25 protein-coding genes are annotated in these 24,091 nt (G+C 55.9%); 8 read left to right on the forward strand and 17 right to left on the reverse strand.

Annotated elements, in window-relative coordinates:
* Positions 1 to 15: 15 nt before the first annotated feature.
* Both GCE01_RS14570 and GCE01_RS14575 read right to left on the reverse strand, forming a co-directional pair.
* Positions 16 to 210 (reverse strand): hypothetical protein, encoded by a 195-nt coding sequence (locus GCE01_RS14570; RefSeq protein ID WP_099213458.1) that lies wholly within the window; start codon positions 208 to 210, stop codon positions 16 to 18.
* A gap of 429 nt (positions 211 to 639) precedes the next feature.
* Entirely contained in the window at positions 640 to 1,047 is a 408-nt protein-coding gene (locus tag GCE01_RS14575; RefSeq protein ID WP_099213429.1) for a MerR family transcriptional regulator, read from the reverse strand.
* Between the two features lie 64 nt (positions 1,048 to 1,111).
* On the opposite strand from GCE01_RS14575, the gene GCE01_RS14580 reads away from it, so the two are divergent.
* The gene (locus tag GCE01_RS14580) at positions 1,112 to 1,864 is read left to right on the forward strand and encodes a cation transporter (protein WP_099213430.1); all 753 of its coding nucleotides are present in this window, start codon (positions 1,112 to 1,114) and stop codon (positions 1,862 to 1,864) included.
* Between the two features lie 556 nt (positions 1,865 to 2,420).
* Here GCE01_RS14580 and GCE01_RS14585 read toward each other — a convergent pair.
* Positions 2,421 to 3,758 carry an aminotransferase-like domain-containing protein gene (locus GCE01_RS14585; protein WP_099213431.1) on the reverse strand — a complete coding sequence of 446 codons (1,338 nt, stop codon included), beginning with the start codon at positions 3,756 to 3,758 and terminating at the stop codon, positions 2,421 to 2,423.
* Between the two features lie 280 nt (positions 3,759 to 4,038).
* Here GCE01_RS14585 and GCE01_RS14590 point away from each other — a divergent pair, with 280 nt between their 5' ends.
* From GCE01_RS14590 to GCE01_RS14615, 6 genes are read left to right on the forward strand one after another with little or no spacing between them, the layout of a single operon-like run.
* A complete protein-coding gene (locus tag GCE01_RS14590; protein WP_099213432.1) occupies positions 4,039 to 6,429 on the forward strand; it encodes a TonB-dependent receptor in 2,391 nt (796 codons plus the stop codon).
* Between the two features lie 23 nt (positions 6,430 to 6,452).
* Positions 6,453 to 7,304 (forward strand): carbon-nitrogen hydrolase family protein, encoded by an 852-nt coding sequence (locus GCE01_RS14595; protein ID WP_045541378.1) that lies wholly within the window; start codon positions 6,453 to 6,455, stop codon positions 7,302 to 7,304.
* 9 nt (positions 7,305 to 7,313) lie between these two features.
* Positions 7,314 to 8,558: an MFS transporter gene (locus tag GCE01_RS14600; RefSeq protein WP_045541379.1), complete on the forward strand. Its 1,245-nt coding sequence runs from the start codon at positions 7,314 to 7,316 to the stop codon at positions 8,556 to 8,558.
* Positions 8,548 to 9,345 (forward strand): N-formylglutamate amidohydrolase, encoded by a 798-nt coding sequence (locus tag GCE01_RS14605; protein ID WP_052427071.1) that lies wholly within the window; start codon positions 8,548 to 8,550, stop codon positions 9,343 to 9,345. The genes GCE01_RS14600 and GCE01_RS14605 overlap by 11 nt, the downstream gene beginning before the upstream one ends.
* Positions 9,342 to 9,803, forward strand: coding sequence for a hypothetical protein (locus GCE01_RS14610; RefSeq protein WP_099213433.1), 462 nt, complete (start codon positions 9,342 to 9,344; stop codon positions 9,801 to 9,803). Before GCE01_RS14605 ends, GCE01_RS14610 begins: the two co-directional genes overlap by 4 nt.
* Complete coding sequence (locus tag GCE01_RS14615) at positions 9,787 to 11,316, forward strand: S10 family peptidase (RefSeq protein WP_167386177.1); 1,530 nt, start codon at positions 9,787 to 9,789, stop codon at positions 11,314 to 11,316. Before GCE01_RS14610 ends, GCE01_RS14615 begins: the two co-directional genes overlap by 17 nt.
* A 122-nt stretch (positions 11,317 to 11,438) precedes the next feature.
* Here GCE01_RS14615 and vapC read toward each other — a convergent pair whose 3' ends face one another.
* The 5 genes from vapC to repC form a co-directional block, all read right to left on the reverse strand.
* Positions 11,439 to 11,843 (reverse strand): type II toxin-antitoxin system tRNA(fMet)-specific endonuclease VapC, encoded by a 405-nt coding sequence (gene vapC, locus GCE01_RS14620; RefSeq protein ID WP_099213435.1) that lies wholly within the window; start codon positions 11,841 to 11,843, stop codon positions 11,439 to 11,441.
* Positions 11,843 to 12,067: a type II toxin-antitoxin system VapB family antitoxin gene (gene vapB / locus GCE01_RS14625; RefSeq protein WP_099213436.1), complete on the reverse strand. Its 225-nt coding sequence runs from the start codon at positions 12,065 to 12,067 to the stop codon at positions 11,843 to 11,845. Before vapB ends, vapC begins: the two co-directional genes overlap by 1 nt.
* Positions 12,068 to 12,403: 336 nt before the next feature.
* Positions 12,404 to 12,595, reverse strand: a complete 192-nt coding sequence (locus GCE01_RS14630; protein ID WP_244591256.1) for a hypothetical protein — start codon at positions 12,593 to 12,595, stop codon at positions 12,404 to 12,406.
* 69 nt (positions 12,596 to 12,664) lie between these two features.
* A complete protein-coding gene (locus GCE01_RS14635) occupies positions 12,665 to 12,949 on the reverse strand; it encodes a DUF2312 domain-containing protein (RefSeq protein ID WP_099213437.1) in 285 nt (94 codons plus the stop codon).
* A 52-nt stretch (positions 12,950 to 13,001) separates the two neighbouring features.
* Positions 13,002 to 14,246, reverse strand: a complete 1,245-nt coding sequence (gene repC, locus GCE01_RS14640) for a plasmid replication protein RepC (RefSeq protein WP_099213438.1) — start codon at positions 14,244 to 14,246, stop codon at positions 13,002 to 13,004.
* A 988-nt stretch (positions 14,247 to 15,234) separates the two neighbouring features.
* Between repC and GCE01_RS14645 the strand changes: the two genes are divergently transcribed.
* Positions 15,235 to 15,534, forward strand: coding sequence for a hypothetical protein (locus GCE01_RS14645; RefSeq protein WP_099213439.1), 300 nt, complete (start codon positions 15,235 to 15,237; stop codon positions 15,532 to 15,534).
* A gap of 33 nt (positions 15,535 to 15,567) precedes the next feature.
* Here GCE01_RS14645 and GCE01_RS14650 read toward each other — a convergent pair whose 3' ends face one another.
* From GCE01_RS14650 to GCE01_RS17220, 9 genes are read right to left on the reverse strand one after another with little or no spacing between them, the layout of a single operon-like run.
* Complete coding sequence (locus GCE01_RS14650) at positions 15,568 to 16,095, reverse strand: hypothetical protein (RefSeq protein ID WP_099213440.1); 528 nt, start codon at positions 16,093 to 16,095, stop codon at positions 15,568 to 15,570.
* Positions 16,092 to 17,105: a thiol:disulfide interchange protein gene (locus tag GCE01_RS14655; RefSeq protein ID WP_099213441.1), complete on the reverse strand. Its 1,014-nt coding sequence runs from the start codon at positions 17,103 to 17,105 to the stop codon at positions 16,092 to 16,094. Before GCE01_RS14655 ends, GCE01_RS14650 begins: the two co-directional genes overlap by 4 nt.
* Positions 17,106 to 17,153: 48 nt before the next feature.
* The gene (locus GCE01_RS14660) at positions 17,154 to 17,582 is read right to left on the reverse strand and encodes a hypothetical protein (RefSeq protein WP_244591257.1); all 429 of its coding nucleotides are present in this window, start codon (positions 17,580 to 17,582) and stop codon (positions 17,154 to 17,156) included.
* A gap of 13 nt (positions 17,583 to 17,595) precedes the next feature.
* A complete protein-coding gene (locus tag GCE01_RS14665; RefSeq protein WP_244591258.1) occupies positions 17,596 to 19,926 on the reverse strand; it encodes a DotA/TraY family protein in 2,331 nt (776 codons plus the stop codon).
* Positions 19,927 to 19,929: 3 nt separating this feature from the next.
* Positions 19,930 to 21,474 carry a hypothetical protein gene (locus tag GCE01_RS14670; RefSeq protein ID WP_099213443.1) on the reverse strand — a complete coding sequence of 515 codons (1,545 nt, stop codon included), beginning with the start codon at positions 21,472 to 21,474 and terminating at the stop codon, positions 19,930 to 19,932.
* A 1-nt stretch (position 21,475) separates the two neighbouring features.
* A complete protein-coding gene (locus tag GCE01_RS14675) occupies positions 21,476 to 22,669 on the reverse strand; it encodes a hypothetical protein (RefSeq protein WP_099213444.1) in 1,194 nt (397 codons plus the stop codon).
* On the reverse strand, positions 22,669 to 23,211 hold the full coding sequence (locus GCE01_RS14680) for a hypothetical protein (RefSeq protein ID WP_099213445.1): 543 nt from the start codon (positions 23,209 to 23,211) through the stop codon (positions 22,669 to 22,671). Before GCE01_RS14680 ends, GCE01_RS14675 begins: the two co-directional genes overlap by 1 nt.
* Entirely contained in the window at positions 23,208 to 23,594 is a 387-nt protein-coding gene (locus tag GCE01_RS14685; RefSeq protein WP_099213446.1) for a hypothetical protein, read from the reverse strand. Before GCE01_RS14685 ends, GCE01_RS14680 begins: the two co-directional genes overlap by 4 nt.
* A gap of 54 nt (positions 23,595 to 23,648) precedes the next feature.
* On the reverse strand, positions 23,649 to 24,065 hold the full coding sequence (locus GCE01_RS17220) for a hypothetical protein (protein WP_099213447.1): 417 nt from the start codon (positions 24,063 to 24,065) through the stop codon (positions 23,649 to 23,651).
* Positions 24,066 to 24,091 lie beyond the last annotated feature (26 nt).

The following is a 24,091-nucleotide window of genomic DNA, read 5'->3' on the forward strand; positions in this document are numbered from 1 at the left end:
TCCTGATCGGCTGCATCACGACTTACGGCTGGCTTTGCTGAATTCAAACCCTTCACGCAGCAAGTCGACCATCGTCATACCTTGGGCGACGGCGTATCCTTTAAATGCCTTCTTGAAGTCGACCGGAACCTTGAAATTCAGGGTTTCAAGCTTCTCGGCTGAGGGACGGTTGGTAGAATCCAGCGCTTCAGTCACTTTGCTGTTCGCCATGATTCCGTTCCTCTCATCAGCGTAAGTTAGCAGGCAGATAACAGAATTCTGTATGGCCAGCAATCTGGCAACACAGAATAACTGAAATCTTGCTGACACACTTGGCGTGTCAAGAACGGCGTGAGGGCCAACGGAGATGGCCGTCCCCGTTGGCCCGCCTGGTGAGATTCGAACCTCAACAGGATAAAATGTATGCGTAAGTCCGCTATCCGTCTTTGTCGACAGAGCGTCGGATGATTCATGTCGGCTTTCCGGAAACTCTCCCAACCGCCTGTATGACCGAGATGAAGGCGACTGCCGCCTGTCTGCTCTTTTCTGCTGAGCCGACAGGCGGCTTAGGGGGATTGCAGTCGGCCCGCTTCGAGCGAACGACCTGTGGAAGCGGACATTCTGATTCGGTGTGACAGGGGTACTCTGAGCGGCCTTTCGCTAAACCTTGTCGCTCCCGTCGCCCAGCACTTCGATCACTCGGCATTCCTCGACCGTGCCGTGCGCACACCGATCTAGCGAGCGTTGCAGCTCGGCGCGCAGTGCCACCAGCTCCCCAATCCGTCGGTCAATATTCTCGACGTGCCGGCGGGCGATGGCGTCCACCTCGCCGCAGGGACGCTCCCGCTGCTCGCTGAGCGTCAGCAACTCACGAACGTCGGCGACCTCGAAACCCAACTGGCGGGCATGGCGAATGAAGTTGAGTCGGGCCACCTCTTCCGCGCCGAAGCGCCTTTGGCGCCCTTGCGTTCGGGCCGGTGTCGGAAGAAGCCCTACGCCTTCGTAGTAACGGATCGTCGGCACCTTGACCCCAGTGCGCCGCGCCAGCTCGCCAATCGAGATGCTCATGGTGTTTTGCTCTTGAATCTCCAGTGGCTAGAGATTGTAGGGTGATCCCGAGAAGGAGTCACCCATGTCCAAGAACTGCTGCAAATCCGAGCCCGCCTGTTGCGTTCCGTCACCTCTGGCCGCGCCCACGAAAACCGTCACACCAACCGTCGAGGTGACGACATGCGGCACTGTCGCGGATAGCTGCTGCCCGAAGGGTGTCCCGGTCTTCGACGGTGTAGACCCGCGCTACAAGCGCGTCCTGTGGACGGTGATCGTGATCAATGGCGCGATGTTCTTGACCGAAATGGCAGCGGGACAGCTCGTTGGCTCGCAGGCCCTCAAGGCCGACGCGCTAGACTTCCTGGCCGATACCGTCACCTACGGTCTGAGCCTGGCGGTGATCGGTGCGAGCCTGCGCACGCGAGCCACGGCGGCACTCGCCAAGGGCGTCTCGCTGTCGCTAATGGCGCTGTGGGTGTTCGGGTTCACCGTCTACCACACGCTGATTCTCGGCGTTCCACAGGCCGAGGTCATGGGTGCGATCGGCGTTCTGGCGCTGGCCGCAAACCTTGCCTCGATGTTCCTGCTCCTACCCTACAAGGATGGCGACGCCAACGTGCGCTCGGTGTGGCTCTGCTCTCGCAACGATGCGATCGGCAACCTGATCGTCATGGGCGCGGCGCTCGGCGTCTGGATCACTACCAGCGCATGGCCCGACCTTGCGGTGGCCGCGATCATGGCTGGCATTTTCCTGTCGTCGGCGGTGCAGATCCTGCGGCAGGCATGGGGAGAATATCGAACCGAAGAGACTGGCACAAAGGTAGCTGCCGCATAGGGTGAGGATCCGCCCATGTCCGCTTCCCGGCAACGCAAAGCAGACATGCTGCTTACGCTCTCATGTCAGTCATACAGTCACTCCGGGGTGCTTTCCGCATAGCGGACACTCTGCCATCCTGTAACTTGGTCAGGCTATTGCCTCCGGGAAGATTTATTCTTCTAAGCCGCGAGTTGTAGACCATTCAGTTCGCGTCGTTTCTCTCTACAGCGAGGTATTTCCCGATCAAGGATTGCTGCGAAGCGATCATCATTTTTTGAGAGATCAAATACGCGAGTTCATGAACTTGACGTAACCAAGTATCCGATCAGCTAGATAATCCGTCTATCCGGATTGCAGCTCCCCTACTCGGTTTCCATCGGACGTATGCCTTACTTAGTGGGTGATAGGTTCATCCGGTCTATCCAGATATGATATCGGTTATTAGCAAGCATGGCTGTTCCGTGCATACGCTGAACGAATGTGTCAAGAAAGCCGAAGTTGAAACTGAAAATTCTACAGGCTTTCTCGGAGCATTTCAGCGTCTATGGCGTGCGAAAAATCTGGCGTCATTGCCTCATGCGTAACTCGCAGATTTCACGATAAGATTTCCAATTAATTCGTAATCCTTCTCGAGGTTCGAATAGGAAACACGGATATAGGATGATTTTACAAGAGAGTGCTTCGAACCGGATGAAACAATAATTCTGTTTTTCTTTAGAAAATCTATTGATTTTTTTTCATCATCCACTCCCATCCAAAGGGAAAGACCACTTCCAATCCTATCTACCGATAAATTATATCTATTCAATACGTCAGAAAGGCATCGCCTTCTATTTAGATATACAGAACGTGCATTCTGTATGCATTCCTGAGCAGTTTTGTTTGCAAGCAGATAAGCCGTGGCCTCCTGAAGAATACGACTTGTCCAACCCGCCCCGAAAGCCCGAAATTCCTGAATTTTTCCTATGACTTCAGAAGATGCGGACACAACGGCAAGCCTCAGATCGGGAGACATGCTTTTGGAATAAGAGCGAATATGAACCGTGTAATACGGATGCCACTTGCCCAAGCTACAAGGGGGAACGAGGGAGAGGGCGTCCAAGGCGTCCCACTCGATGATCCAGAGCGGCTTTACACTGAAAGTTTCTGCTATGGCCTTTAACCGGTCCGGGTGGACGCTTTGCCCCGTGATACCATTGACGCGTGGCTGAAAGACAAACGCAGCTGGCTCATGTGTCAAAGCTGCCCTTAGAGAATGAAGACACGGCCCGTCAGCGTCGCAGACGACTGGAATGATTTTTACGCCCAGACGCTCAAGTATATCGAGAGTCGCAGTTGCTGTTGGTGTCTCGACCGCGACAACACTCCCGCGGGACAGGAGCACCGAAAAAGTTTCATTAAGAGCGCAGAAGCCGCCGTTAGTCGCAAGGAAACCTTCGCTCTCATAAGGCCAGGTTGTCCTGCACACCCTCTCAAGAGCGGCCGTAATACGGATCTTTGCGTAGGAATTAATGTCTGGGGCCTGAGCCACGTGCGCCAGAGCCTCGTTCAGAGGTGGCAGCAGGGATCGGTCAGGGATGGCGGCAGAGAGGTTGATGATGTCTTGCCCTGCATGTTTCTGAACACCGCGCCGCTTGGGACGAGGTGACGAAGATGATCGACAGACCCAACTGCCAAGCCGCCCTCTCCCTTCAATGAGGCCGTCTTCCCGAAGCTCTGCCCAGGCAAGACATAGGGTTGCTGGACTGATCTGCATGCAGAAAGCCAGATCCCGAAGAGAGGGCAGACGGCTGCCAAGAGGTAGCAGACCGGATTGAATGAGAAAACGCGTCCGGCGGCTGATGCCAGCAGATGTTCGATCGGGCAGATGTCCCGATAACCACTCAGAAGATACGTTATTTATATTATTCACTTCAAGGTCCGTATTTTAAATGTTCAATAACAACATATCACTTGATATGCACGTTATAGGATGGAAAGAATTGTCATCGGAAGAGAGCACCACTTCCGGGGCAGGTGTCCGGAAACGGCTCTGTTCTGCTGGTGATCATTAAAAACCAGAATTAAATGTTCAATAACAACATAACATTTGTGAGCTCCATCCAGGTTCGTCAATACTGTTCCGGGACGGATATGAAATATGTGATCCTGAAGCTTCCCGGGATCCGCCTTCTGCGAAAGAGGAAAAGGGCGTGCGGAACAAGACTCTATTCGTGCTGATGTCCATGACTGCACTATCCAGCAGCATCGGTGAGGCTCGGGCGAAAAGCTTATCAGTAGCAAATAGCCGCGAACGTCACACTCCTGTGGCGTCTCAAAAGACTGCTGCTGATGGAATTCAGGCGCACGGTAACGCGGAAGAGTTACGGGTGTTTGCTGAAGGTCTTCATAGCCCGACCGGGGTTACGAACCAGACACCTGGCGGGGGACTGCTCCCACCACGTGATGACGCGGCAATGGTCAGTGGTGCCAGCCGGGATTTCATCGCAAAACAGGTGCCCACAAGCAACCTTTTTAGTTTGATGCAAATGGCACCCGGCGTAACAGTGGCCAAGACCGATCCTCTTGGTGTCAGCGATCGTTCCAACGTGATGATCCGCGGAATGCAACAGAACGAAATTGGCTGGGAATTCGAGGGAATGCCCGCTGATGACCAGATCAATCATGTGGCGGATTCATCAGAATGGTCGGATTCAGAAAATATTGGTCGTTTCGAGATCCGTCAGGGCTCACCCGACATGTCTGCACCAGTACTGAATGCAGTGGGCGCGCTTGTCAGTTCATCCCTGCGTGATCCATCCTTTCATCGCGGCGGATATCTAGGTTCCAGTTTTGGCACCAACAATGCGTTCCGCGAATTTATTCGGCTTGATTCCGGCGAGATTGGCCACAGCGGGATCCGAAATTTCACGTCTTTTTCTTACACAACCAACGACAACTGGCGTGGTCCAGGCAACAACACCCGCTATCATGTCGACAGCAAATTCGTGAAAGAATGGGGAAACGGCAACCGTGTGGCTGCCGTTGTGACCTATAATCGCCTACAGAACGCATGGCAAAATTACCTGACATTAAGTCAGTGGCAGCAATACGGGACGCACTATAATCTCGCTACGTCTTTCAAAAGCGGACAAGCGAATTATTATAAACTCTGGATCAACCGCCGATCACGCGTAATGATTTCTTTACCGTCACAGTTTAATCTCGGCCACGGCCTCTCCCTGACAGCCACACCTTATTATTTCTGGATGAGCGGCAGCGTTCCAAATGGTACGACGCTCAGCAATAGCGGGAGCTATTCCGGCACACAGGCAGCAGGCGATCTCGGGCTGGAAGACCTGAGCACTGGCCGTGGTGTCGTCGCGGCGATGGCTGCCGGTTATACGTTCTCCAGTGGCATTACGACGGGACTAGCCTATCGCAGGGGGATCAACCTTCTTGAAGTGGGTGCGTGGTATAATAACGTCGATCGTAGGGCCATGACGTCATATGCTGCTGTCGGCGGGAATGGCCAAGCCGCCAATCTTTATGGCGGCTATGCCCTCACAATGGCCAATGGATCAATCCTATACAGCACCAATCTGCATGAAATTCAGCAGACGACAGCACTTTACGTCCAGGACACCGTTTCTCTGCTCCATGACAAACTGAAAATATCCGCAGGTTTCAGGGAAGCCATGGTGGATTTACGTGGAACCAACATGCTTCCTGGTGCGCGTTATTATGCTGGAGCCAGCTATGCAATCCCCTTGCCCCGCATGAGCATCCATTACAGGTTCAATTCCGAGCATCAGGTTTTCTTCAACGTCAACACAGCGTTCCGAACGCCAGTCGGTGACACGCCATTTTATGATACAATCAGTGTCTCAACCGGCAAGATCACATCTCATGGCAGTTCTTCAGTTAAACCTGAATACTCTATCTCCGAGGAACTCGGATATCGCTACACTGGGATTTTCAACGCTTCTATTGGGGTATTCAATTATAACTTCAAAAACCGTCAACTTTCCGCAACTGCTCCTTTAAATGGCGTCCTAACTACGCAGTATCTGAATGTTGGCGGACAGACGACACGCGGCGCGGAGGCCGAGATCGGGCTGAAGCGTTGGCATCATATCTCGCCCTATGCGTCAATTTCGTACCTGCATGCGTCCATCGATGACAACTTCTATACCGGCGGGACTTACCTTCCCACGAAGGGGCGAGTGGCTCCTATGAGCCCGAAAGCCACGGCAGCAGTCGGTATCAATTATGATGACTCCCATTTCTTTGGCGGCCTGCAGTTCAATTGGGTGGATGCAATGTATTCCTCCTTCATGAACGATCAGGGGATTCCGGAGCGCAAAACCCTGGACATCAACGCAGGATACCGGATGAGCGACGTCGGCTTTTTCCGGAAACCTCAGATCCAGCTCAACATCATTAACGCTGCCAACACCAAATATCTGTCCGGTGTCGTCGCTCCTGTGGCCAACGCCAAGGCTCAGAAAGGAGCGAATGGAAAGACCATTGCAGCCTCTACGCCTACATATGATGTCGGTGCCGGCTTCGCCGCTCTTGTTTCGATATCGACAGGTTTCTAAAAAACATCTGAGGATATTTAATCATGCTTGTTACCCTGATCCAGTTCAATGCCGGCAACAAAAAGGCCGAAAATATTGCAACGGTTCGCCGATTGGTTGCTGAGTCATTTTCCCGCCAGAAATCTCGTGTGATCAGTCTGCCGGAAATGTGGCCTTGTCGGAATGCAGACCGTCCTACGCGTTTTCAGGTTGCTGAAATACTCCCGGCACCAGGCAGCGGCGCAACCGGAGGCGAAGTTTACCAGACGATGGCAAAGCTCGCGCGTGAATACGGTGCCTATGTCCACGGTGGATCCATTGCTGAGCTTGACGGTGAGCGTCTGTGCAACACGACCCTGATGTTCAATCCGGAAGGACAGGAAATCGCGCGCTACCGTAAATTACATTTGTTCGACGTTACGGGCCCAGATGGCACAGTGTACAATGAAAGCCGGGACTTCAATCACGGGAAATCCCTGAGCATCTGCGATATAGATGGCATCAAGGCGGGATTCACGATCTGCTATGATCTGCGTTTTCCCGAGCTTTTCCGCGCCCTGCGCGACGAAGGGGCAGAAATTATTTTTCTCCCTGCTGCCTTTACTCTTCAAACGGGAAAAGACCACTGGGAAGTTCTGCTTCGAGCCCGTGCCATTGAAAATCAGGTCTGGATCGTGGCGACCGGCATGTACGGCTCACACCGCAACGACAAGGGAGAGATCCGCACAACATTTGGTCATTCCCTGATCTGCGACCCTTGGGGCCATATCGTAGCGATGGCATCTGACGGAGAAACCTCCGTCACGGGATATCTGGATCACGCACTGACACAACGTATCCGCCAGTCCATCCCGCTGGGCAATCACCGGCGCCTTCCCCTGCCTCTGACAGACTGAGGTAACGCCATGCGGGAGAAAAGCTGGATCGTCCTGATTTTTTTACTAGCACCGATCAATTTCCTCATGTCGCTGGACAGGCATGCCATTTCGATAGCCATGCCTGTCATACGCAAGGATCTGGGGTTCAGCATCCCAGAAGCTTCGTTCATCCTCTCCTGCGCGACATGGGGATATGCGCTCCTACAACCGCTTTCCGGTTGGCTGGCAGAAAAACTCGGCCCGCGCCGCGTGCTGTTCGGAGCCGCTTTCCTATGGTCGCTTGCAACTCTTGTCAGTCCCCTCTGTCTCGGATTTGCACCTTTCCTTCTGGCCCGCTTTGGCATGGGAGCAGCTCAGGCCCCAGACTGGGCCAGTAGCATGCTTGTTCTCAGGAGACATTTTTCTACCGTCACCCGAAGTCGCGCTAACGCGCTTCTGCTGGGGTTCATCTATCTCGGGTCTATTATCAGTGGGCCGCTGACGTCCTGGTTAATGCTGACCTATTCCTGGAAGCTGGCTTTTGCAATTTTTGGCGCATTTGGCATTGCCGTAAGCCTTTATTGGCTGGTGTTTTACAGGGACAAACCCGACAGCATTTCGTTGCAACCCGACTTGTCCATCCCAGCCCCCTCGTCCGCTCTCAGTCGCAGCAAACTCTTACGGACCCCTCGCTTCTGGCTTATAGGATTTCTCTATTTCTGCACCATCTGCGTACAGGGATTTTACGCAAGCTGGTTTCCGACTTGGCTACATGAGGTGCATCATGTCCGCCTCAAGGATCTGGGATGGCTCTCATCAGCGCCATGGGTAGCCTTGTATGTCTCAGTATTACTAGCTGGCATCATAGCTGATTACCTCGCTTCACGGGGTTTCAGCCTGCGCCATGTCAGAACAGTTCCCCCGATATTCGGCCTTGTTCTGAGCGCAGTGTTACTAGCCATCGCAAGCCATGCACAAGGCACCATTCTAGCTCTGTGCCTCATGACAGGCTGCCTTGGTGCAATCGGCTTTGTGCAGGTTTCACTGTGGTCCAGCGTCCAGGATATCAGTGGCGCCTACACCGGGTTTGTTACGGGTTGCACAGCATTCTGGGGCAGTCTTTCCGCCAGCATCATACCGCTTGCAGTTGGTTGGGTCGTGACACGAACCGGCTCTTGGGAAGACGTACTGTTTTTGCCTTCGACTGCAGCCTGCGCCGGAGCAATCGGCTTTTTCTGGCTGCGACCTGACAGACCTCTTCTTGAAGCAAGGGAGCATCATTGTGAGCTCTGAACATACGTCTCCAGCTTGTTCTGAGGCCATCATTTTTCACAACACCGCTTCCCGCAGTCCTTATGTGATCGTCTGCGAACATGCCTCATCTTTTATACCCGACGAATATAATGGTCTCGGGCTCTCCCCCCAGGCGGCCAAAGAGCATATCGGCTGGGATATCCATGCCATGAACATGGCGACCATAGTGGCCGGACTGCTTGATTCTCCCCTCATAAGCGCCCCTGTTTCCCGCCTCGTAGCGGATCTGAACCGTCCGGAAACCTGTCAGGAATGCATTCCTACCAGAAGCGAAACAACATCCGTACCAGGGAACCTCTCCCTCACATTGCACGAACGCGAAAACCGACTTTCACGATGGCATCGCCCTTTTCATCAGGGCCTGAGTACATTTCTGGAAGACCGTATCGCGCGCGGGATTGAAACCTTCCTAGTAGGTATTCATTCCTTTACCCCGGTCTATGCTGGTGTTCCTCGTCCATGGGCGGCAGGCGTCCTGTATCGAGCCTCCCATTTGCACGGCGAAACCGTAGCGCAGGCCATGGAAAAACAGAGCGGCGCGCTCGTCGGCCGCAACCAGCCCTATGATCTGTGGCAGCACTCGAACCATACGATCCCTTTCCATGGGGACAGACGTGGCCTCGCCGCCGTCATCGTCGAAATTCGCAATGATCTTCTGGCGACTGCTCCCGGTCTTACCCGATGGGCCAGGATCACAGCCCAGGCCCTTCAAGAAGGCCAGACCTGCCCTCTCCCTCCCGATAACACACAGGCCAAAACTGCATGACTCCTTCCGCGAAGCCGAGCATCAACGGTACCTGGGCCATCGAAAGGCAGCTCTCCAGCTGGAGCAACGGCCTTTTCCCTCATGAAAGCATGGACCTGCGCGTTTCACTCCGTATCGAGAATGGAAATCTGTTCTATCACTCCGTGAACCGAACCAACCCGGATGCTCCCCCCTCCCATTTTCGGTTCGATATTCCCCTCGATAACCGCCCACATCCCTTCAAAGGGAGTCAGCGCTTCGATCATCTCCGCGGGCGCCTGCTGCCGAATGGCGCACTGGAAATCCTGAAACTCAAGGACAGCGCAGTAGTCCTTGCGGAAATCTGGCGTAGGGATAGCGATCATCTGTTATTCCGATGGGGTGTCAGCTGCTCTGCACCCCGAAGCCCGAAAGCGTATACGGAATATTTCAGTGCCATCGATCCCAATGGAGTCAGGTCTCATGCTGCGTCGTTCTGAACCCGGAAGACAGTGTTTCCTGCCTGGGCTATGCCTCATCGCAACAGCACTGTTTCCTCTCACGCTCCATGCCGCCGAAAGCTCACCCTTTGCAGCCTGCGCGCTGAACAAAGCCATTTCGGGCAAACTTTCCCTAAAGGGAAAGACATGGACTTACGAACGACGCCTTGCCACACTCACGCTGCACGATGCGAAAGGTAATCCCACGGCGTGTCTGTCGTATGTCTCCTATACCGCAGATCGCTCGCCCTCCCGACCTGTCACCTTCTTCTTCAATGGCGGTCCCGGCTCATCAGGGCTGTTCCTTCAACTTGGATCGTTCGGGCCCCTGCGCGTCCCTGCGGAAGCCAGTCGCCTAGCTGAAGATGCCCACTATAACGCTGCCACTAACCCCATGACGTTACTCGACGCCTCCGATCTGGTCTTCGTCGATCCGGTCGGAACAGGCTTTTCCCACCCTCTGAGAGACAATAAAAATGCGGATTTCTGGGGCGTGGATCAGGACGCCGCAGCGTCTGCTGATTTCGTTGCGGCCTATCTCGATAGCGCCCGAAAATGGAACGTTCCGCTCTATCTGTTCGGCGAAAGCTACGGAACAACCCGGATTTCCGTCACAAGCCGAGTGCTGGCCGAGCGCGGCATATTCCTGAACGGATTGATTTTCATGTCCACCGTCCTCAATTACGGAGAACGGCTCCCGGGAATGGATATGACCACTCTAAGCTATCTTCCTACCTATGCCGCAATCGCGTGGTTTCACCGTAAAAGCGGCTATCAAAACCTTAACCTGAACGCGTTGATCTCGCAGGCGGAATCCTTCGCCGCAACAACTTACATGCAGGCCCTCTGGCAAGGCAAAAATCTCGACCTGACAACAGAACGAGCTGTAACAGGAGAGCTTGCCCGCTACACGGGGCTATCCATCGAAACAATCAGGGCCCATGCGCTTAGACCGGACGTCAATACCTTCCGCAGCGAACTTCTGAAGTCTGACGCACTGATTACAGGCCGCTACGATGCGCGGGCTACTGCTCCCATGTCATATCTCGCGCCCGATGCGCCGGACTTCGATCCCTCAAACGAAAATGTCCGTACCCCACTCACGACCGTCTGGAACAAACAACTTGGACAGGATTTCGGCTATGATGGTGAGCGCCCCTATGTCATATATGACAACACTACCAGTTCAGTCTGGGACTGGCGTCATAAGGCGAAAGGACGGTCCCGTCTTCTTGAAACTGCGGTGACCGGTGGTGACCTTGCAGAAACGATGGCCAGAAACCCTGGCATGAGGGTCATTTTTCTAAATGGCCTCTACGATCTGGCCGCACCGTTTTCGCTGACGGCTTACGATATCCGACATCTCAATCTTCCAATTAGCCAGATACAGGAAATATCATTTTGCCGTTACCCTGCAGGGCATATGATGTACTTCGATAACCATGCCCTCAAAATAACTTCGCAGGATTTACACAAATTTTATGATAATAAGAAACCATGCTATTATAAATAGTATTGTTTTATATAAGATCTAAATTTTTCATTTATTTTAGATATTTGAAGTAGATTTAATATGATCTGAATGTCAGCTTCCACTATCAATATGTCTCCATAGCAGACCTTCCGCTCTCCCTCCTAATCTGCCGTCCAATCCTCAGATCGCAACCCATTTACACGCGTAAATTCTCGTAGGTTTCCGGTCACGACGACAAGCCCCCTGCTTCGCGCATGACCGGCAATCATCAAATCGTACGGACCGATGACACAGCCACGCGTTTCCAGGTATGCCCTGATTTCCGCTGTATGGACTGCGGCATCATCATCAAACGGCAACACAGACAGACGGGCTGCAAAATGCTCGACTTCACGACGGGTCTTGAGCGGATTTTGAGACTTTTCAGCTCCGTAAAGAAGTTCGTAAAGAACAACGTCGGAGATGCAGAGCGCCTCAGCGTTATCATTGAAACGTTCGCGCAGACCTTGTGGACGATCACGCAAAACGCGAATACAAAAGTTTGTATCCAGAAGATAACGAAGCATCAGAAGCTTTCGCGCTCCTGCATTCCGGGCTGATCGCGCTCAGGCAATGGAGTGCCCGAAGCCGCAAAAAAATCGTCCCATGCAACATTTGCCGGGGCGATGATGCGACGCGGACCATCCGGGATGATCACGACGTCTTTTAGGCTGACATCAAACGCCACTGCTTTGGGAAGGCGCACGGCCTGAGAGCGATTGGACAGAAAGAGCGTCGTGCGGGTGAGCATCCTAACCTCCATGCGGGATATGTCGAAAGTATATCCACACGCTGGTCGGGTGGCAATAAAGTTTGTGTGTCATGCAGGCCCACCCATTTTTTCGGAAAAACCACTCTTACGGATCGGAGACCAACGACCAGAACGCCAGTTTGCGCCTATGTGCAGCCTTCAGCCGTGTCCAGAATGCATCCTGATGTTCCATGCCTTCTGCCATGGTCAACGTGGTGGCTGAAGCTGACAGGACGCAAGATCCTTTGAGGCGCAGGCGTAGTAACGGGACTGCGCCCTGTCCAGAACATCTTCTTATCGTTTCCGACTCTTGAGCGGATTGGCTGGCAACCACGCTCAGAGGGTGAGGAAAGCGACGGTGATGTTGACGAGCGTACCGCAGAAAACAATCAGAAGAAGTCGCTCAACCGCCGCAGACGACAGGCCTGACGAGGATGGGTTAGACCGCAGATACTTCACCCGCGCATAGCCGGCCAAGATCAAACTGATCCCAACACTCCCGGATACCATGGCCACACGGTAGGACAATGCCGCTATTGCTGGCGTATAAATTTGGTCTCTCCTTCGAGGTGTGTCCGCAATGGACACACCAGTAAGTCACATTCCCAGAGCACGGCGATAGATGTCCAGCAGGGTTTCCTGTTCCTCGACCTGGGCAGGCTCCATTTTCCGCAGCTTCAGGATCTGTTTGATGGTCTTGACGTCGAACCCGGCCGACTTGGCCTCGCTAAAGATGTCCTTGATATCACCGGCCAGCGCCTTTCGTTCTTCTTCCAGGCGCTCAACACGCTCAATGATGGATTTGAGACGATCCACCGCAATTCCTCCGGTCTGAACGGTGGTCTCAGCAGATGCCGTGTCCTGTGCTTCATGTGCCAACATACAGTTCTCCTTTCACTCGCCCAGTTTGCAGGCTCAATCTGCGACTGATGCGTCAATGGTAGGTCCCATCGGACGAAAGATCCGACGCTAGCCCATAGAGGGTCCGGTCCAGAGCAAGCGTTCCGTCGAGGTGGCGCTCGATCATGGCGCGTAGCAGACCACCAGCCGATCTGACTTTGCCCTTTCGTGCCTTTGCCGAGATCACGCAGACCGCCACGGCCGCTTCATAACGGCCCATGACGCTGCACGCCTGACGCCAAGCATGAGACGAAATTCCCAGAGAGCCTGTCAGCATCTCGACGGCCTCGATCAGCTCGGCCTCATGTGGGCGACTGGTTGTGCAGAGATCTCGCAAATCAGGAACAAGCTGGAGAAGGAAATTCGGTCCGGCCTTGAAGCCCCGAAGCGGTGAAGCCTTGGAACGGGAGGCACTGTCAGACCCAACTACCACCTCTTTTATGCCAACGCCGGCGCAGCCGGCTCCGCTTACAGTAACTTTAGTTATAGTATTTGGGTTTGTATCAGTATTATGGGGTCCATCAGTGCGCCCCATGGGGTCCATTTCCACAGGGTCAGCCCCTGCAATCATGGCTTCCAGACGCTCGACCAAGCCCTCCATCTGCTCAACCAGCGGCGACAGGATGCCCAGATCGTGGTCAGTGCCACGCAGCGCCAGGAGCTGATGCCCGTTCTGCTGGATGCTCATGACCGTCGGCTTGTCAGCCGTCGTCTCCAGGGCCGTAGCACAAAGGGCCGTAATGCGGCGACCAAGCACCATCGCCCGCTTGTGCAGCCGTTTTCCTTCGCGCTCCCGCTCTCTGAAGGCCTCGACGCGTTGGAGCATTTCGTCGTAGCGCCGAGACAGCGGGGACAGATCGAACCCGTATCCCTCTAGGATCGCACCATTGCGGCCCTCGCGCCTTAGCCAGCGCTGCTGATTCGGGCTATCGCGCATGATGATCCAGCCCAATTCGCTGAGGCCGCGGAGCCAGCGTTTGACCGTGGATCTCTCGATCCCAAACCGCTCGCAGATGTCGCGATTGCGCACAGAGCAGATGGTAAGATTGTCGTCTTCCCAATCCACCGGCTTCGTGCGGCTGATCAGAAAGCCAAGCAGATCGGACTGGCGCGGCTGAAGGCCAAGCGCCCGGGGCTCTGTATGCAAAGCGCTTAGGATCTGCGCCTTGGTGGCACCGCTGCGGGGCAGGGCTTCACACTGCATTTCGGCCAGGATCATGGCTGGAGTGATGCGTCTCACCCCAGCCTGATGGGGGTCATGCGAAAGAGAACAGGTCATGGAAAACTTCTCAGGATTTCGGGTTTCCGAAGCCCTGCTCTCCAACCCTTCAAACAAGCCCCTCCCGTTTGCAAGAAACTCTTGCATTCGAAGCTGAAATGTAGGATTGAAAAATCAGCGGTGAATTTTCAATCCAGTTCAATCGGTTTGGCGACCGATGGGACTACGTTCTTAGGGCCTCGTGAAAGCGGGGCCTTAAACGTATCTGGGCTCTGGCTAACTCACTCAAACAATTCCTTCTTCAGGCCCAAATAGGCGATTTGCCTTTATGCGTTCACTCCCAGTGGAAAGGAAGGCTCTTTCAAGAGGCTCTTTATGGCGCTGATAAAGCCACAGGCATCTGCGACTTATCATGCTCACAGGGCGGTGTGCGAAAATAGAAGATTCAAAAAAGAACAAAAGCAGCACTCCGTAATTTTTTTTAATAATTCGTTAAGGGAACCTTTTTTCTTTGCGCGACCTCGTGCTAGGACCGAAAGTGAAAAAGAGCAGATAAAGGCGATTTATAGCTTTTATCCAGAACTCTGGTACGGTCTGACCTCAGGTTCGTCTAGTAATTGCAAAGGTGTTGGATGGGTTCGGTTGTACGGCAAGAGAATAAGCAGTCAGATTCTCTACTAAATAGCTTCGATGCATTATCTTTTTGTGAACAAACACAATCTTGTGTTGATAGCGTTATTCACGTTCTTGCTATAATTTCTGAGATGACCTTTACCTCTTCTGCCTTGATAAACGACTATGTTAGTCAAGTTGAAGAGTGCGAAATCCACGTAGGCAGGCTCAGAAGTCTAGATTGCTCCGATGCCGTATTTCTCGAACTCAAGAACGAATGTCTGAAGAGATTCAGTGCATTTGAAGCTGACAGAGCCGGAGAGTTCAGCGTCGCGCACAAAGAATCAGTATTCGATTTCAAAGCTTAAGACCGCTTTCTCGTCTTAGTCGCAGATGAGCGTGCCAGTCTTCGTGTTATCGAAACGGAGACTGGTCAATGAAACTAAACTTCCTTGCTGCAATCACCCTGCTCGCTTTAGCGGCTTGCTCTGGCAACGTCTCGGCCGATCATGGTCACGGCCCGAAGCCGCCGCCATTCAAACACGCTCGCTATGAGCCAGGCGCGGCCTATGGATCAGCCCGAGCGGTCTGGGCGCCTCCCGTCTATGATCGGCAAGGTCATATCGTAAAGGTGGAAGATCCCCGCAATTCTGGAGGCCGTGAAGACTACGAGCACGCGGCCTGGGCCGTTGGTGACCCCAACAACAACTCCACGCCCTCACCCGGAACCTTCTAAAAGAAAAGCGGCCCTCTGGGGCCGCTTCCTGCTTCAGGACCGTTTAGGGAAGAGGGTATCGGCCTCTCTGATATAGGCCAGCATCCCGGCCTTCCTCCGCTGACGAAACTGCCAGTTCATCCACCCGTTCTGCAGAATATAGAGCCCCAGAGCGAACCAGAACGGCATCATCTCGATTGCGGTCACAAGCGTCTGGCTCCGCCACGACCCGCTGAGGCCGACAATGATCCACGCTGCGAGAAGGCAAGCCCCTATGAGGGCTGCGGCCCAGGCGCGCTGATACGTCCTGGCCTGCTGGTTCTGGAGATAGATCTCTACCGCGGCCGGACTGACGTCATACACTTCAGCCGTCGCAACAATGTCGATGCGACCCGATTCATCAACCTGAAACCCGTCCTCCGCTTCAGGCTTTCTCCGGACGATGCCCCACAGTGTCCGAAGCAGACTGTAGCCGTCACGAATACTCGTGGCCCCGACTGCGACAGATGGAGAGCCTACAACCAACCGGGCTGCCCGGCCTGTTTTGGCCAGGACTCCCTTCTTTTCGTTCGCCCCGCTCACTGGCTGACATCCATCAGGAACTTGTTCAGGTCTGGAGGCACGCCGTCGAGACGCCCCAGAGACCCATCATGATGCTTCCAGAAAAAGGTCGGTGTGCCCGTCAGCGATACCGCTTTAGCGGCTGCCATATTGGCATCAAGTCGAGACTGGGCTTCAGGAGACGGCTGATCCAGCACATTCGAGAGGCCGCCAGACGTCCAGGCCTGAACCATACTCGCATCCGCAGGCAGCGAGGTCATGGCCTTGGCGTAACGCGTACTTGCGCCGCCATCCTCATAGTCCAGGAGCGAAAGCGGCACGACCCTCAAACGTAGCTTCCCACTGTCAACGGCGGGCTGAAGGAGCTGCATGGCCCGGCTCGAGAACGTGCAGCGTGGATCAATGAACATGATCACTTCCGGCGCACCCTTCTGGCCGATCACACCGGCATAGATCTGCTCGGACAACGAACCGGCGGGGGCCTTTCCGCCTCCCGGGACGTCGATCCGAACCGTGGGAACGGCCCCTGGAATGTAGCGGATCTGCTGTCTTGTGATGTTTTTGCCTGCGGTGTCCCACATCGTGCCGGCAATCGCGGCCTGACCGTCTGGCGTCGCATAAACTACCTGGAAGCGATCGCCGTTGCGCACAAACATGCCCCTGGTGCCGTGCCAGACCTCCAGATCTGTCGCCCGCTTGCCCATCAGTTCATGAAGACGGTCATAGGGAACGGGAATGAGCGTCCCGCCAATAATGAAGCTGTGATTTTCAGGCGTGAAGAATACCAGAAGCTGGTTATCGCCATGAGCAACACCTGTCTGTAGGCCGTGCTGAGGCTCTGCCCACAGGATCTCACTGCCTGCCTGCACCAGCCGCTGGATCGCGTCAGTCGGCTGAGGCCCGAGCGGAGCGGTTTTTTGAGGTGCTGATGTTTGGGCAGGCGAAGAAGGAACAGCGCATTGGGTCTGCGCCATTGCTGGTGCTGCCAGGAACAGAGATCCGACGAGATAAAGAGAGGTACGAGAACGCATAATGGGTCTCCTGAAGAATTAAGGAGACCCTATCGGGGTGAGATGCGACTAAGAGCTGCTTTTTGGAGCGTCTGGCAGAGGACCGTAAAGGGAGCGATATTGTTTGAGCGAAGCCTCGGCTTTATCTGCCCAAGCCTTCAACTCGTCGTAGTTAGCCTCCGACTTATCGCCAAAATCTTTCCACTGGTTTGTTAAAGACTGCTGACGCTCCAAATCAGAGCGCGCCTGGACCAGATCTGCCTCAAGAGCCGCAATCTGGTCCTTGCGGTCTTTCATGATTCCTTCTTGCCACTTGATATGGTCGAGGAACTCTTGCCCTTTTGCTACAAGGTTCTGAATACGAACCTCATAGCCGTTTTGCGCCATCCGGTGCTGCGTTTTGGCGACGAACAGGTTTCGCGACTGCTCTGACTCGGCTGCCATTTGCCCGAGCATGTATCCTGCCCAGCCACTCATTCCAGAGCTGTCACTTCCCACCGTCAGCCTCCGTTCAGGTGATTTTGTTCATCGTTGTAGCTACCATCTGCTTTTCTTTTGCAGAAGTCGAGTTGGCAAGTTGCGAATTTCCTTTTGCAGGCAGTCCGTTAGTTAATGAGCTTTGGATGCCCTTCAGCGTCCCAGCCATACCGACGACGGCCGCGTCCCTAGAAAACTGATCCAGATCGACGCGGTTCCCTTCATGGAAGCCAATCATGGCAGGAACACGCTCAGGGAGGATCGCAATCAGCCTGAAGCACATGAGGGCAAGCGTGATGTGGACTGTGACATACATGCCGAGCATGACGACAACGCCGATGAGATTGGTCACGATCCAGCCATGCGACAGCACGAACCCTGCTGCCACACCAAATGTCTGGTGGATCAGCCAGGACATGGCATCAAACACGAAATAGCCGAGGAAAAGCCCGAACAGCATCAGGGTCGGTCGAAAAAGGACGTTGAAGATCAGCGCATATCCTGCTTTCGCGTGCCCATGCAGACCTTCCCCGGACATTGTCATGTGGGCCAGCATCCAGAGCGGAACAGCGATCACGCCTTCGCACACCAGAATGAGCCAGCCAGCAACGCCCGCCATCCACATCACCCAGGGGATCATCGGCAGCACGAACGCGAGTGTAAGGCCCGGAAGCAGAAGCGCCATTGCGCCTGTGAGGATTGGCGTGCTGAGGAACTGCACGACGACGTGCCCCACACCGATCTCGGCAGCCCCCGCAAAGTTGCCCGTCAGGGCTGCTCCTGCCGCCGTCACCGCAGATCCAGCGTTCGAACTGAGAAGTGCGGCGGACGCCATGACCAGAAGGGCTGTGGTAATCATCCAGTTCCCTAGCCCCATGAGGTTCCCGAACGGATCCGTCCAGTAGCCTTCAGCGCCAGAGGGCTCGATAAACGCCATGACCGTCTGAAGCGTGTAGTCACTCAGGTGCAAAGACCGCGCGACCTGCGACAGCACCCCCGCGCCATCACCGCTCGGAGTAACGCCGGCATAGAGATCACTGCTGCCGCCTGGAGCATTCATGCCGTCCTGCGTGGCCACCATATTGGAGATATTGGCCAGAAGTGCGCCAGTGGATTGCATCATGGGCGCGATGTCGCCATGGACGTCCTCACCCAATCCCACGTAGGTCGGGGCACTGACAGTCGGGGTGGATGCCATCAGGGACATGGTTTCCCCATTGAGACGGGCAAACTCCAGGTAGTACGCCCCCGCACCGGTCCAGCCGAGGCTATCCAGACGGCCCTTGGTGTTGGCCGCGTCTCCGTTGGTCCCGCTGTTCCACGCCTGGAAGCTGGTACTGCGCTGTGCGACGGCCGCCTGAACCTGCTGGCGGATATTGGCAGCCTTGGCCGTCAGCTTGCTGGTGTAGTCATTGGTTGCCTGCGTCATAAGGGTTACAAGCGGGGCAAGACTGGAGGACTTTTTGGTTTGCCAGAACTGGTTTGCAACCTGCTGGACCTGCGGTCGGATTTCGCCCACCAGAACGCTATCCAGAATCTGCTGCTGCATAGAGGCCGTATCGACCGTGATCCCCAGGATCTTCGTCGCGGCGCGCGGAGCCTGGATGGTGACAGAACCGCAGACCGGCTGCCCGTCTCCCGTGGTCATCTGATACGGATAGGTAATCATACCCAGATCGGAGCCGGATACGGCCTTCACGGTTCTCCCGGTCGGGGCTGGCACGAGGCTCGAATTGGACGAGGCCAGGTTGACCAGATCCCGGCACATTTCATTGGCGATCAGGCCAGCCACAATGGTTTTCGTACCCGGTACCATGGGCTGTGCGATGGTTTTTCCGTCCGGACCAATCGCCTGCACGGCGGAGGAATAGACCGTCTTCGCCATGCCGACCCCCCAGAGCGAACCCTGAACGAACGCGGCCTGCCCCGCACTGAAGCCGCCTGCAACCGGAAGCATCATGATCGCCCCAAAGGCCATACGCACGATACTCATGGAGGTCTGATTGGATCCAAGCACCTTCGACGTCTCGGCCGAGCGGTGCATGTTCATCATCATGACGTAAGAGACAAAGGCCATGGCTAGCGCCATGACGAAGCCTGACAGATCGCCGAGCATGGTCCCGATGACCGTGGCCTCTGTGCCGGTGGACGTCGAGGACGATCCGAAGACCGGAAAGACAGACTTGATCATGGTCGCGGCCCAGTCATCACCGGGATCAAGCATGTTCCACGTCACGCCATAGGTGGAGTTTCCCGACGTCGAATTGCCTGTGACCGACTGTGCGTGAGCCATCCCTGTTGCAAAAAGGAGGGGCAGGGCGCAGAGCGCCCCGCCTGTTCTGCTGAACCGTCTGAAGGAAATCATTACTTATAGTCCCGGGCTTGCACTGGCGGACGCGGACGGAGACGGCCGGAAAACGGAGGCGACGGCCTCAACCGCCTTTTTCACCAGCTCACGCGCCTTCTCTGAGAGATCTTCGACCATGCTGGTCCCGGCTTCCTTTCCCGGCACCCCCTTGGCGAGTTCGCCAATTTTGCTGTCAAGGCCGTTGAAGCGCTGCTCGACCTGAGCCTCTGTCCCACGCTGCACCCCAATATCGGCGGATTTCTCACGATGAGCGCCATAGGCCGCGACGGCTTCACCCGCTTCCTTCAGTTGCGCTGCGAACGCCTGGTTGGTGCTCCGTTCGGCTTGAAATCGCGATTGCAGGCCTTCATGCCGACCTCCCGGCCGCATTTCGCTCAGCACACCATCCATGCCGTTTGGCTCGGATTTTGCGGCCTCAGCGATTTCCCGCATAACCGAAGACGCCGGAGTATTCTGCACGGCCTCCAGAGCACTCTGGGCCTTCAGGCCCAGGGCCTCGGTCTGATCCAGATGGTTGGCGTCGGCCTGCTGCCCGTGGGCCGCATTCATCGTCTGGGCCTTGGCCATCCAGTTAGACCCGGGCGTGACGGTCTGCTGCACGGCCTCAGGACGAATGGCCTGTGCGAGACGGGTAAAGAGACCCGGGCCGCGCACCTGATAAACGACTTTCTCATCGGCTTCCTGTGCAGGGGTTTTCGCCTCCTCCCTCGCCGGCCTAGGTCTATTCTGCGCTTTAGCTCCGGTGTCAGCTTTGTTCGATGCCTCTGGTGCAGCCTTCTTGTTCTCGGTTGCGCCAGCATTTACCGGTCGCTCAGGGCGTTGGGCCTGTGGCTGGTCTGCTCCCGGATCCCCGCCTCCAGGAGAGGCATGCATCCGTGGATCCGCCTTTTCTCCCGAGGGGTGAGTTGGGGTTTCACCCTCTTGCACGCGTGGATCCTCACTGTCCTCTGGCGCAGGGGCGTCCGGAATATCATCGAAAGGTGGTGGCTCAGGACTTCCATCAAACTCGGAGGCCGGTTCCACAGGTCGGACGTCTGCCTGTTCGTCCTGTGTAACGGCCTGCGCGTCAGGGTCGTGCGTCGAGAACCGTGCGGCAGTGGCAACCCGCTCCGACAGGGACTGAAGAACCTCGTCAATCTCCGGATTGCCCTGCTGGTCGGCCCCCATGGAGGCGACGCGCTCCGACACAGAGCGTACGGTGTCCACCAGTTGCTGATCCATCAGATCAGGGGTCTGCCCCATAAAGCCCTTGAGGGTCTCAGACGACAGGCCGGGCACGGTCATGCCGCGCTGTGTCATCTCTTCGCGTAGCCCGTTCTCCTGCGGCAGGATAGGCCCAACCAGACGCTCGGCGTCCTGAAGCACATAGGCCACGTTGGTCCGAAACCGGTCATTGGATGCAAGGTCCGGGTCCTGATGCTTCTGGGCAAGCAAGGTGATCTGCCCGGCCAGTTGGGGCGCATCCTTCTCCAGTTGGGGCCGCACACGCTCCAGGCTCTGGAAGACGTCCGCGAGGGCAGGGATCTGCGTATCGTTCTGGGCCATGTCAGCCTCCGGGATTAACGTTTGGGGATGGGATGGGGGCAAGTCTCTTGGCCTCGCTTTCCTCTTCGTGCTGGGCCACCTGCGTTGCGGCGAGCGAAGACTGGAAGAGGCCGAGACGGTAAGTCTGCAGGGCGAGGTAGTTGGCCTGCGCCTGCTCGATCGCCAGCTCACGCATGACCGTTGCGGGCGGCATCTGCTGAAGGTTCTTGTTCCAGGTCACGCCAGAGACACGGCGATTGACCTCAAGACTCATCGACGTCAGCCACGAGGCCTGATCCGAGACAGTCATGCCCTCGGCCTGCATCTCGGTTTTCTGCACGTCGGTCAGGTTGATCGACGGGATCTCCAGCGAGGTGATGAAATTCATCACGTAGCGCGAGAGCGACATGCGGGCGTTGTAGGCGCGACGACGCAACGCAGCCTCGCGTCCGGACGTGGACGTAAGCTGCTCGCCGCGCAATGCGGCCGGAGCCACAGGCTGGATAAGTGTGGTGCTGTAATCGTTGGCGGCGTCCACACCGCCGTCAGCCGACAGGGTGTCCTGCCCGAACAGGGAAATGGCCCGCTGGTCAGCATTGGGCAGACGGGAAAGAGCCGAGCAGAGACCGGCTGTGACGTCTTCCTGCGAGCAATACCTCCGCCCGTGCAACGCCATGCTCGATGCCACGCCCTGGCCCTTGCCATAGTAAGACGGCGTGCCGGCGTCGGCCTCTCCGCGACTGTCCGTAATCGTCGCAATCGCGCGGGTTGCCGTTCTGGCCGACTGAGACGCGCCCTGGGTGGCCTGCGCCCCGACAATCCCCGTGCAGAACTCCGGGTTCATCATATGCTCGTCGCGGATCGTCGTATCCTGCTGGCGGCGAGCAAACTCCGCCATCGCTGTATTGGACGCATCCGCAATACGCTGCTCGGCGGCGACACCCGCCTTTTCGTAGTTACTGAGCTGAGTGAAACCCTTGTTCAGCATCGAGCTAACGGAGTTCGGGTTGCTCAGGCTCTCCATTGAGCTCGTAATCTGGGACGTCAGCGTCTTGGTCATGGAAGACAAAGCGTTGCCGGTAAATTTTTGTAGCCCGCTGATGGCCGCAACCACGGCGGCTTCACCGATGAACGCGTTCGCAGGCTTCGGCATCACAACAAGAACGGTCGTGCAGAGGAGCATCGTTGCGATTGTCGGATTGAGGCGGATCTTCATCAGAATACCCCATCCAGAGAGGTGCTGGTGTAGCCGGTCGGCAGACGTGGCTCCCCCCGGACATACCCGTTTGAGTCGCCATTCCCGAGGCTCCCGGCCGCAAGCTGCGGGCCGCTGCCGCCAAAATTCAGGGAGGGGCACATGAGGCCGTTTCCGCCTGACAGGCCGAGACCGACATTCACACCGTTCAGGCTCAGGCCACATTGTTGCGCGGCCCCGACGGTATTGTCCCATTCGGTCTGGGCGGCCGAGCAGATTTCTCCTTCGACCTGCCCGACAACGTCATTGATCAGCGCTGCGGGGTTCGCAATGTTCGTCAGGAGATTGAGGCCCGTACCATTGAAAAACTTGTCCAGGCAGGAGAGGCCACTGACACTTTCAGGCTGCTTCTCATAAGCATTGTTAGCCTTGATGCGCCCGTTTACGGCGTCCGCTGCGGCCTGCGTGAGGGTTGCGCAGGCCTGACTGCCCTGTGTTGCGGCAGATGCGCTCAGAGGGACCGAAAGAGTAGCGGCCACGAGAAGAAAGGATGTCCGTTTCATGCGGCCGCCCTCTCTGCTTCTGGATCGAGAAGGTCGCGCAGAAGCGCTAGACGATCGTCAGAGAAGACGCGCGCGGACAGCTCTGCCCTTTTCTGACTGTCTGTCCATGCGACCAGTTCAGCACGGCTGGAGACCGCAGATGCTACAAGATCCTCTCCGCCTCTGACGGTCGAGACCACTTCGGCAACAAAGGTCCGTCGCTCCTCATTCGGTAAAGACACAAGGAGGTCGGCCAGAGAGGCGATGATCGCCCCGTCCGTGCCGGAAGTGTGTCCATTCCGGACACGGAAATGCTCAAGCAGATTGTGCCGTGCAAGAGCAAGGTTAGGGGCCAGAGAACTCTGCGGGGTGTCCCTGTGCGGTGTTGGATCGTCTGGTGACATGCCTCTCTCCTGGGTAAGTACCAGAAGAAAAGCAGCTCGATCTGCGACTAACGCTTATTTCTTCAAAATAGTGACGTGTGCGCGTCCGACCTCGATACGCTCGCCGAGCGGGCTGACCGTTGTGGCCAGAACCTTGTTCCATTCCCGACCGCCCTGCCAGTCAACGGCCTCGCCTGGATCAACGCCCGCACCGTAGGTGACACGCACACCTGATGGCACGATCTGCCTGATCGCAAATGAGAGTGGCACCTGATGGCCATAGCCGGACGTCATGCGGAAGTGATGAACCACCTTCGGCGGATCCGTCTGCACGGATGGTTCTGCGGGAGGTGCAAGAGAGGCCAGTCCCGAAGGGGCTGCCGAAGGAAGGGGCGGGGGGGCGTGACTGATCTCGAAGGCAGCTTCCGTCAGTATTGCTTTGGGCATCTCTGGAGCGGGCTGCACATGGGCGGGGGGCAGCATTACAAACATTCGGTTTCTCCTGGAGTAACTTAATA

It is taken from the genome of Gluconobacter cerinus (genome assembly GCF_002723935.1).
Classification (GTDB): domain Bacteria; phylum Pseudomonadota; class Alphaproteobacteria; order Acetobacterales; family Acetobacteraceae; genus Gluconobacter; species Gluconobacter cerinus.

Bases quoted from the DNA above. Each gene is read 5' to 3' on its own strand.
- GCE01_RS14635 (WP_099213437.1), bottom strand. From the start codon at position 12,949: ATGTTGGCACATGAAGCACAGGACACGGCATCTGCTGAGACCACCGTT.
- GCE01_RS14615 (WP_167386177.1), top strand. From the start codon at position 9,787: ATGCTGCGTCGTTCTGAACCCGGAAGACAGTGTTTCCTGCCTGGGCTA.
- GCE01_RS14685 (WP_099213446.1), bottom strand. From the start codon at position 23,594: ATGTCACCAGACGATCCAACACCGCACAGGGACACCCCGCAGAGTTCT.
- GCE01_RS14570 (WP_099213458.1), bottom strand. From the start codon at position 210: ATGGCGAACAGCAAAGTGACTGAAGCGCTGGATTCTACCAACCGTCCC.
- GCE01_RS14680 (WP_099213445.1), bottom strand. From the start codon at position 23,211: ATGAAACGGACATCCTTTCTTCTCGTGGCCGCTACTCTTTCGGTCCCT.
- GCE01_RS14610 (WP_099213433.1), top strand. From the start codon at position 9,342: ATGACTCCTTCCGCGAAGCCGAGCATCAACGGTACCTGGGCCATCGAA.
- repC (WP_099213438.1), bottom strand. From the start codon at position 14,246: ATGACCTGTTCTCTTTCGCATGACCCCCATCAGGCTGGGGTGAGACGC.
- GCE01_RS17220 (WP_099213447.1), bottom strand. From the start codon at position 24,065: ATGTTTGTAATGCTGCCCCCCGCCCATGTGCAGCCCGCTCCAGAGATG.
- GCE01_RS14655 (WP_099213441.1), bottom strand. From the start codon at position 17,105: ATGCGTTCTCGTACCTCTCTTTATCTCGTCGGATCTCTGTTCCTGGCA.
- GCE01_RS14645 (WP_099213439.1), top strand. From the start codon at position 15,235: ATGAAACTAAACTTCCTTGCTGCAATCACCCTGCTCGCTTTAGCGGCT.
- GCE01_RS14600 (WP_045541379.1), top strand. From the start codon at position 7,314: ATGCGGGAGAAAAGCTGGATCGTCCTGATTTTTTTACTAGCACCGATC.
- GCE01_RS14670 (WP_099213443.1), bottom strand. From the start codon at position 21,474: ATGGCCCAGAACGATACGCAGATCCCTGCCCTCGCGGACGTCTTCCAG.
- GCE01_RS14675 (WP_099213444.1), bottom strand. From the start codon at position 22,669: ATGAAGATCCGCCTCAATCCGACAATCGCAACGATGCTCCTCTGCACG.
- vapC (WP_099213435.1), bottom strand. From the start codon at position 11,843: ATGCTTCGTTATCTTCTGGATACAAACTTTTGTATTCGCGTTTTGCGT.
- GCE01_RS14575 (WP_099213429.1), bottom strand. From the start codon at position 1,047: ATGAGCATCTCGATTGGCGAGCTGGCGCGGCGCACTGGGGTCAAGGTG.
- GCE01_RS14665 (WP_244591258.1), bottom strand. From the start codon at position 19,926: ATGATTTCCTTCAGACGGTTCAGCAGAACAGGCGGGGCGCTCTGCGCC.
- GCE01_RS14580 (WP_099213430.1), top strand. From the start codon at position 1,112: ATGTCCAAGAACTGCTGCAAATCCGAGCCCGCCTGTTGCGTTCCGTCA.
- vapB (WP_099213436.1), bottom strand. From the start codon at position 12,067: ATGCTCACCCGCACGACGCTCTTTCTGTCCAATCGCTCTCAGGCCGTG.
- GCE01_RS14595 (WP_045541378.1), top strand. From the start codon at position 6,453: ATGCTTGTTACCCTGATCCAGTTCAATGCCGGCAACAAAAAGGCCGAA.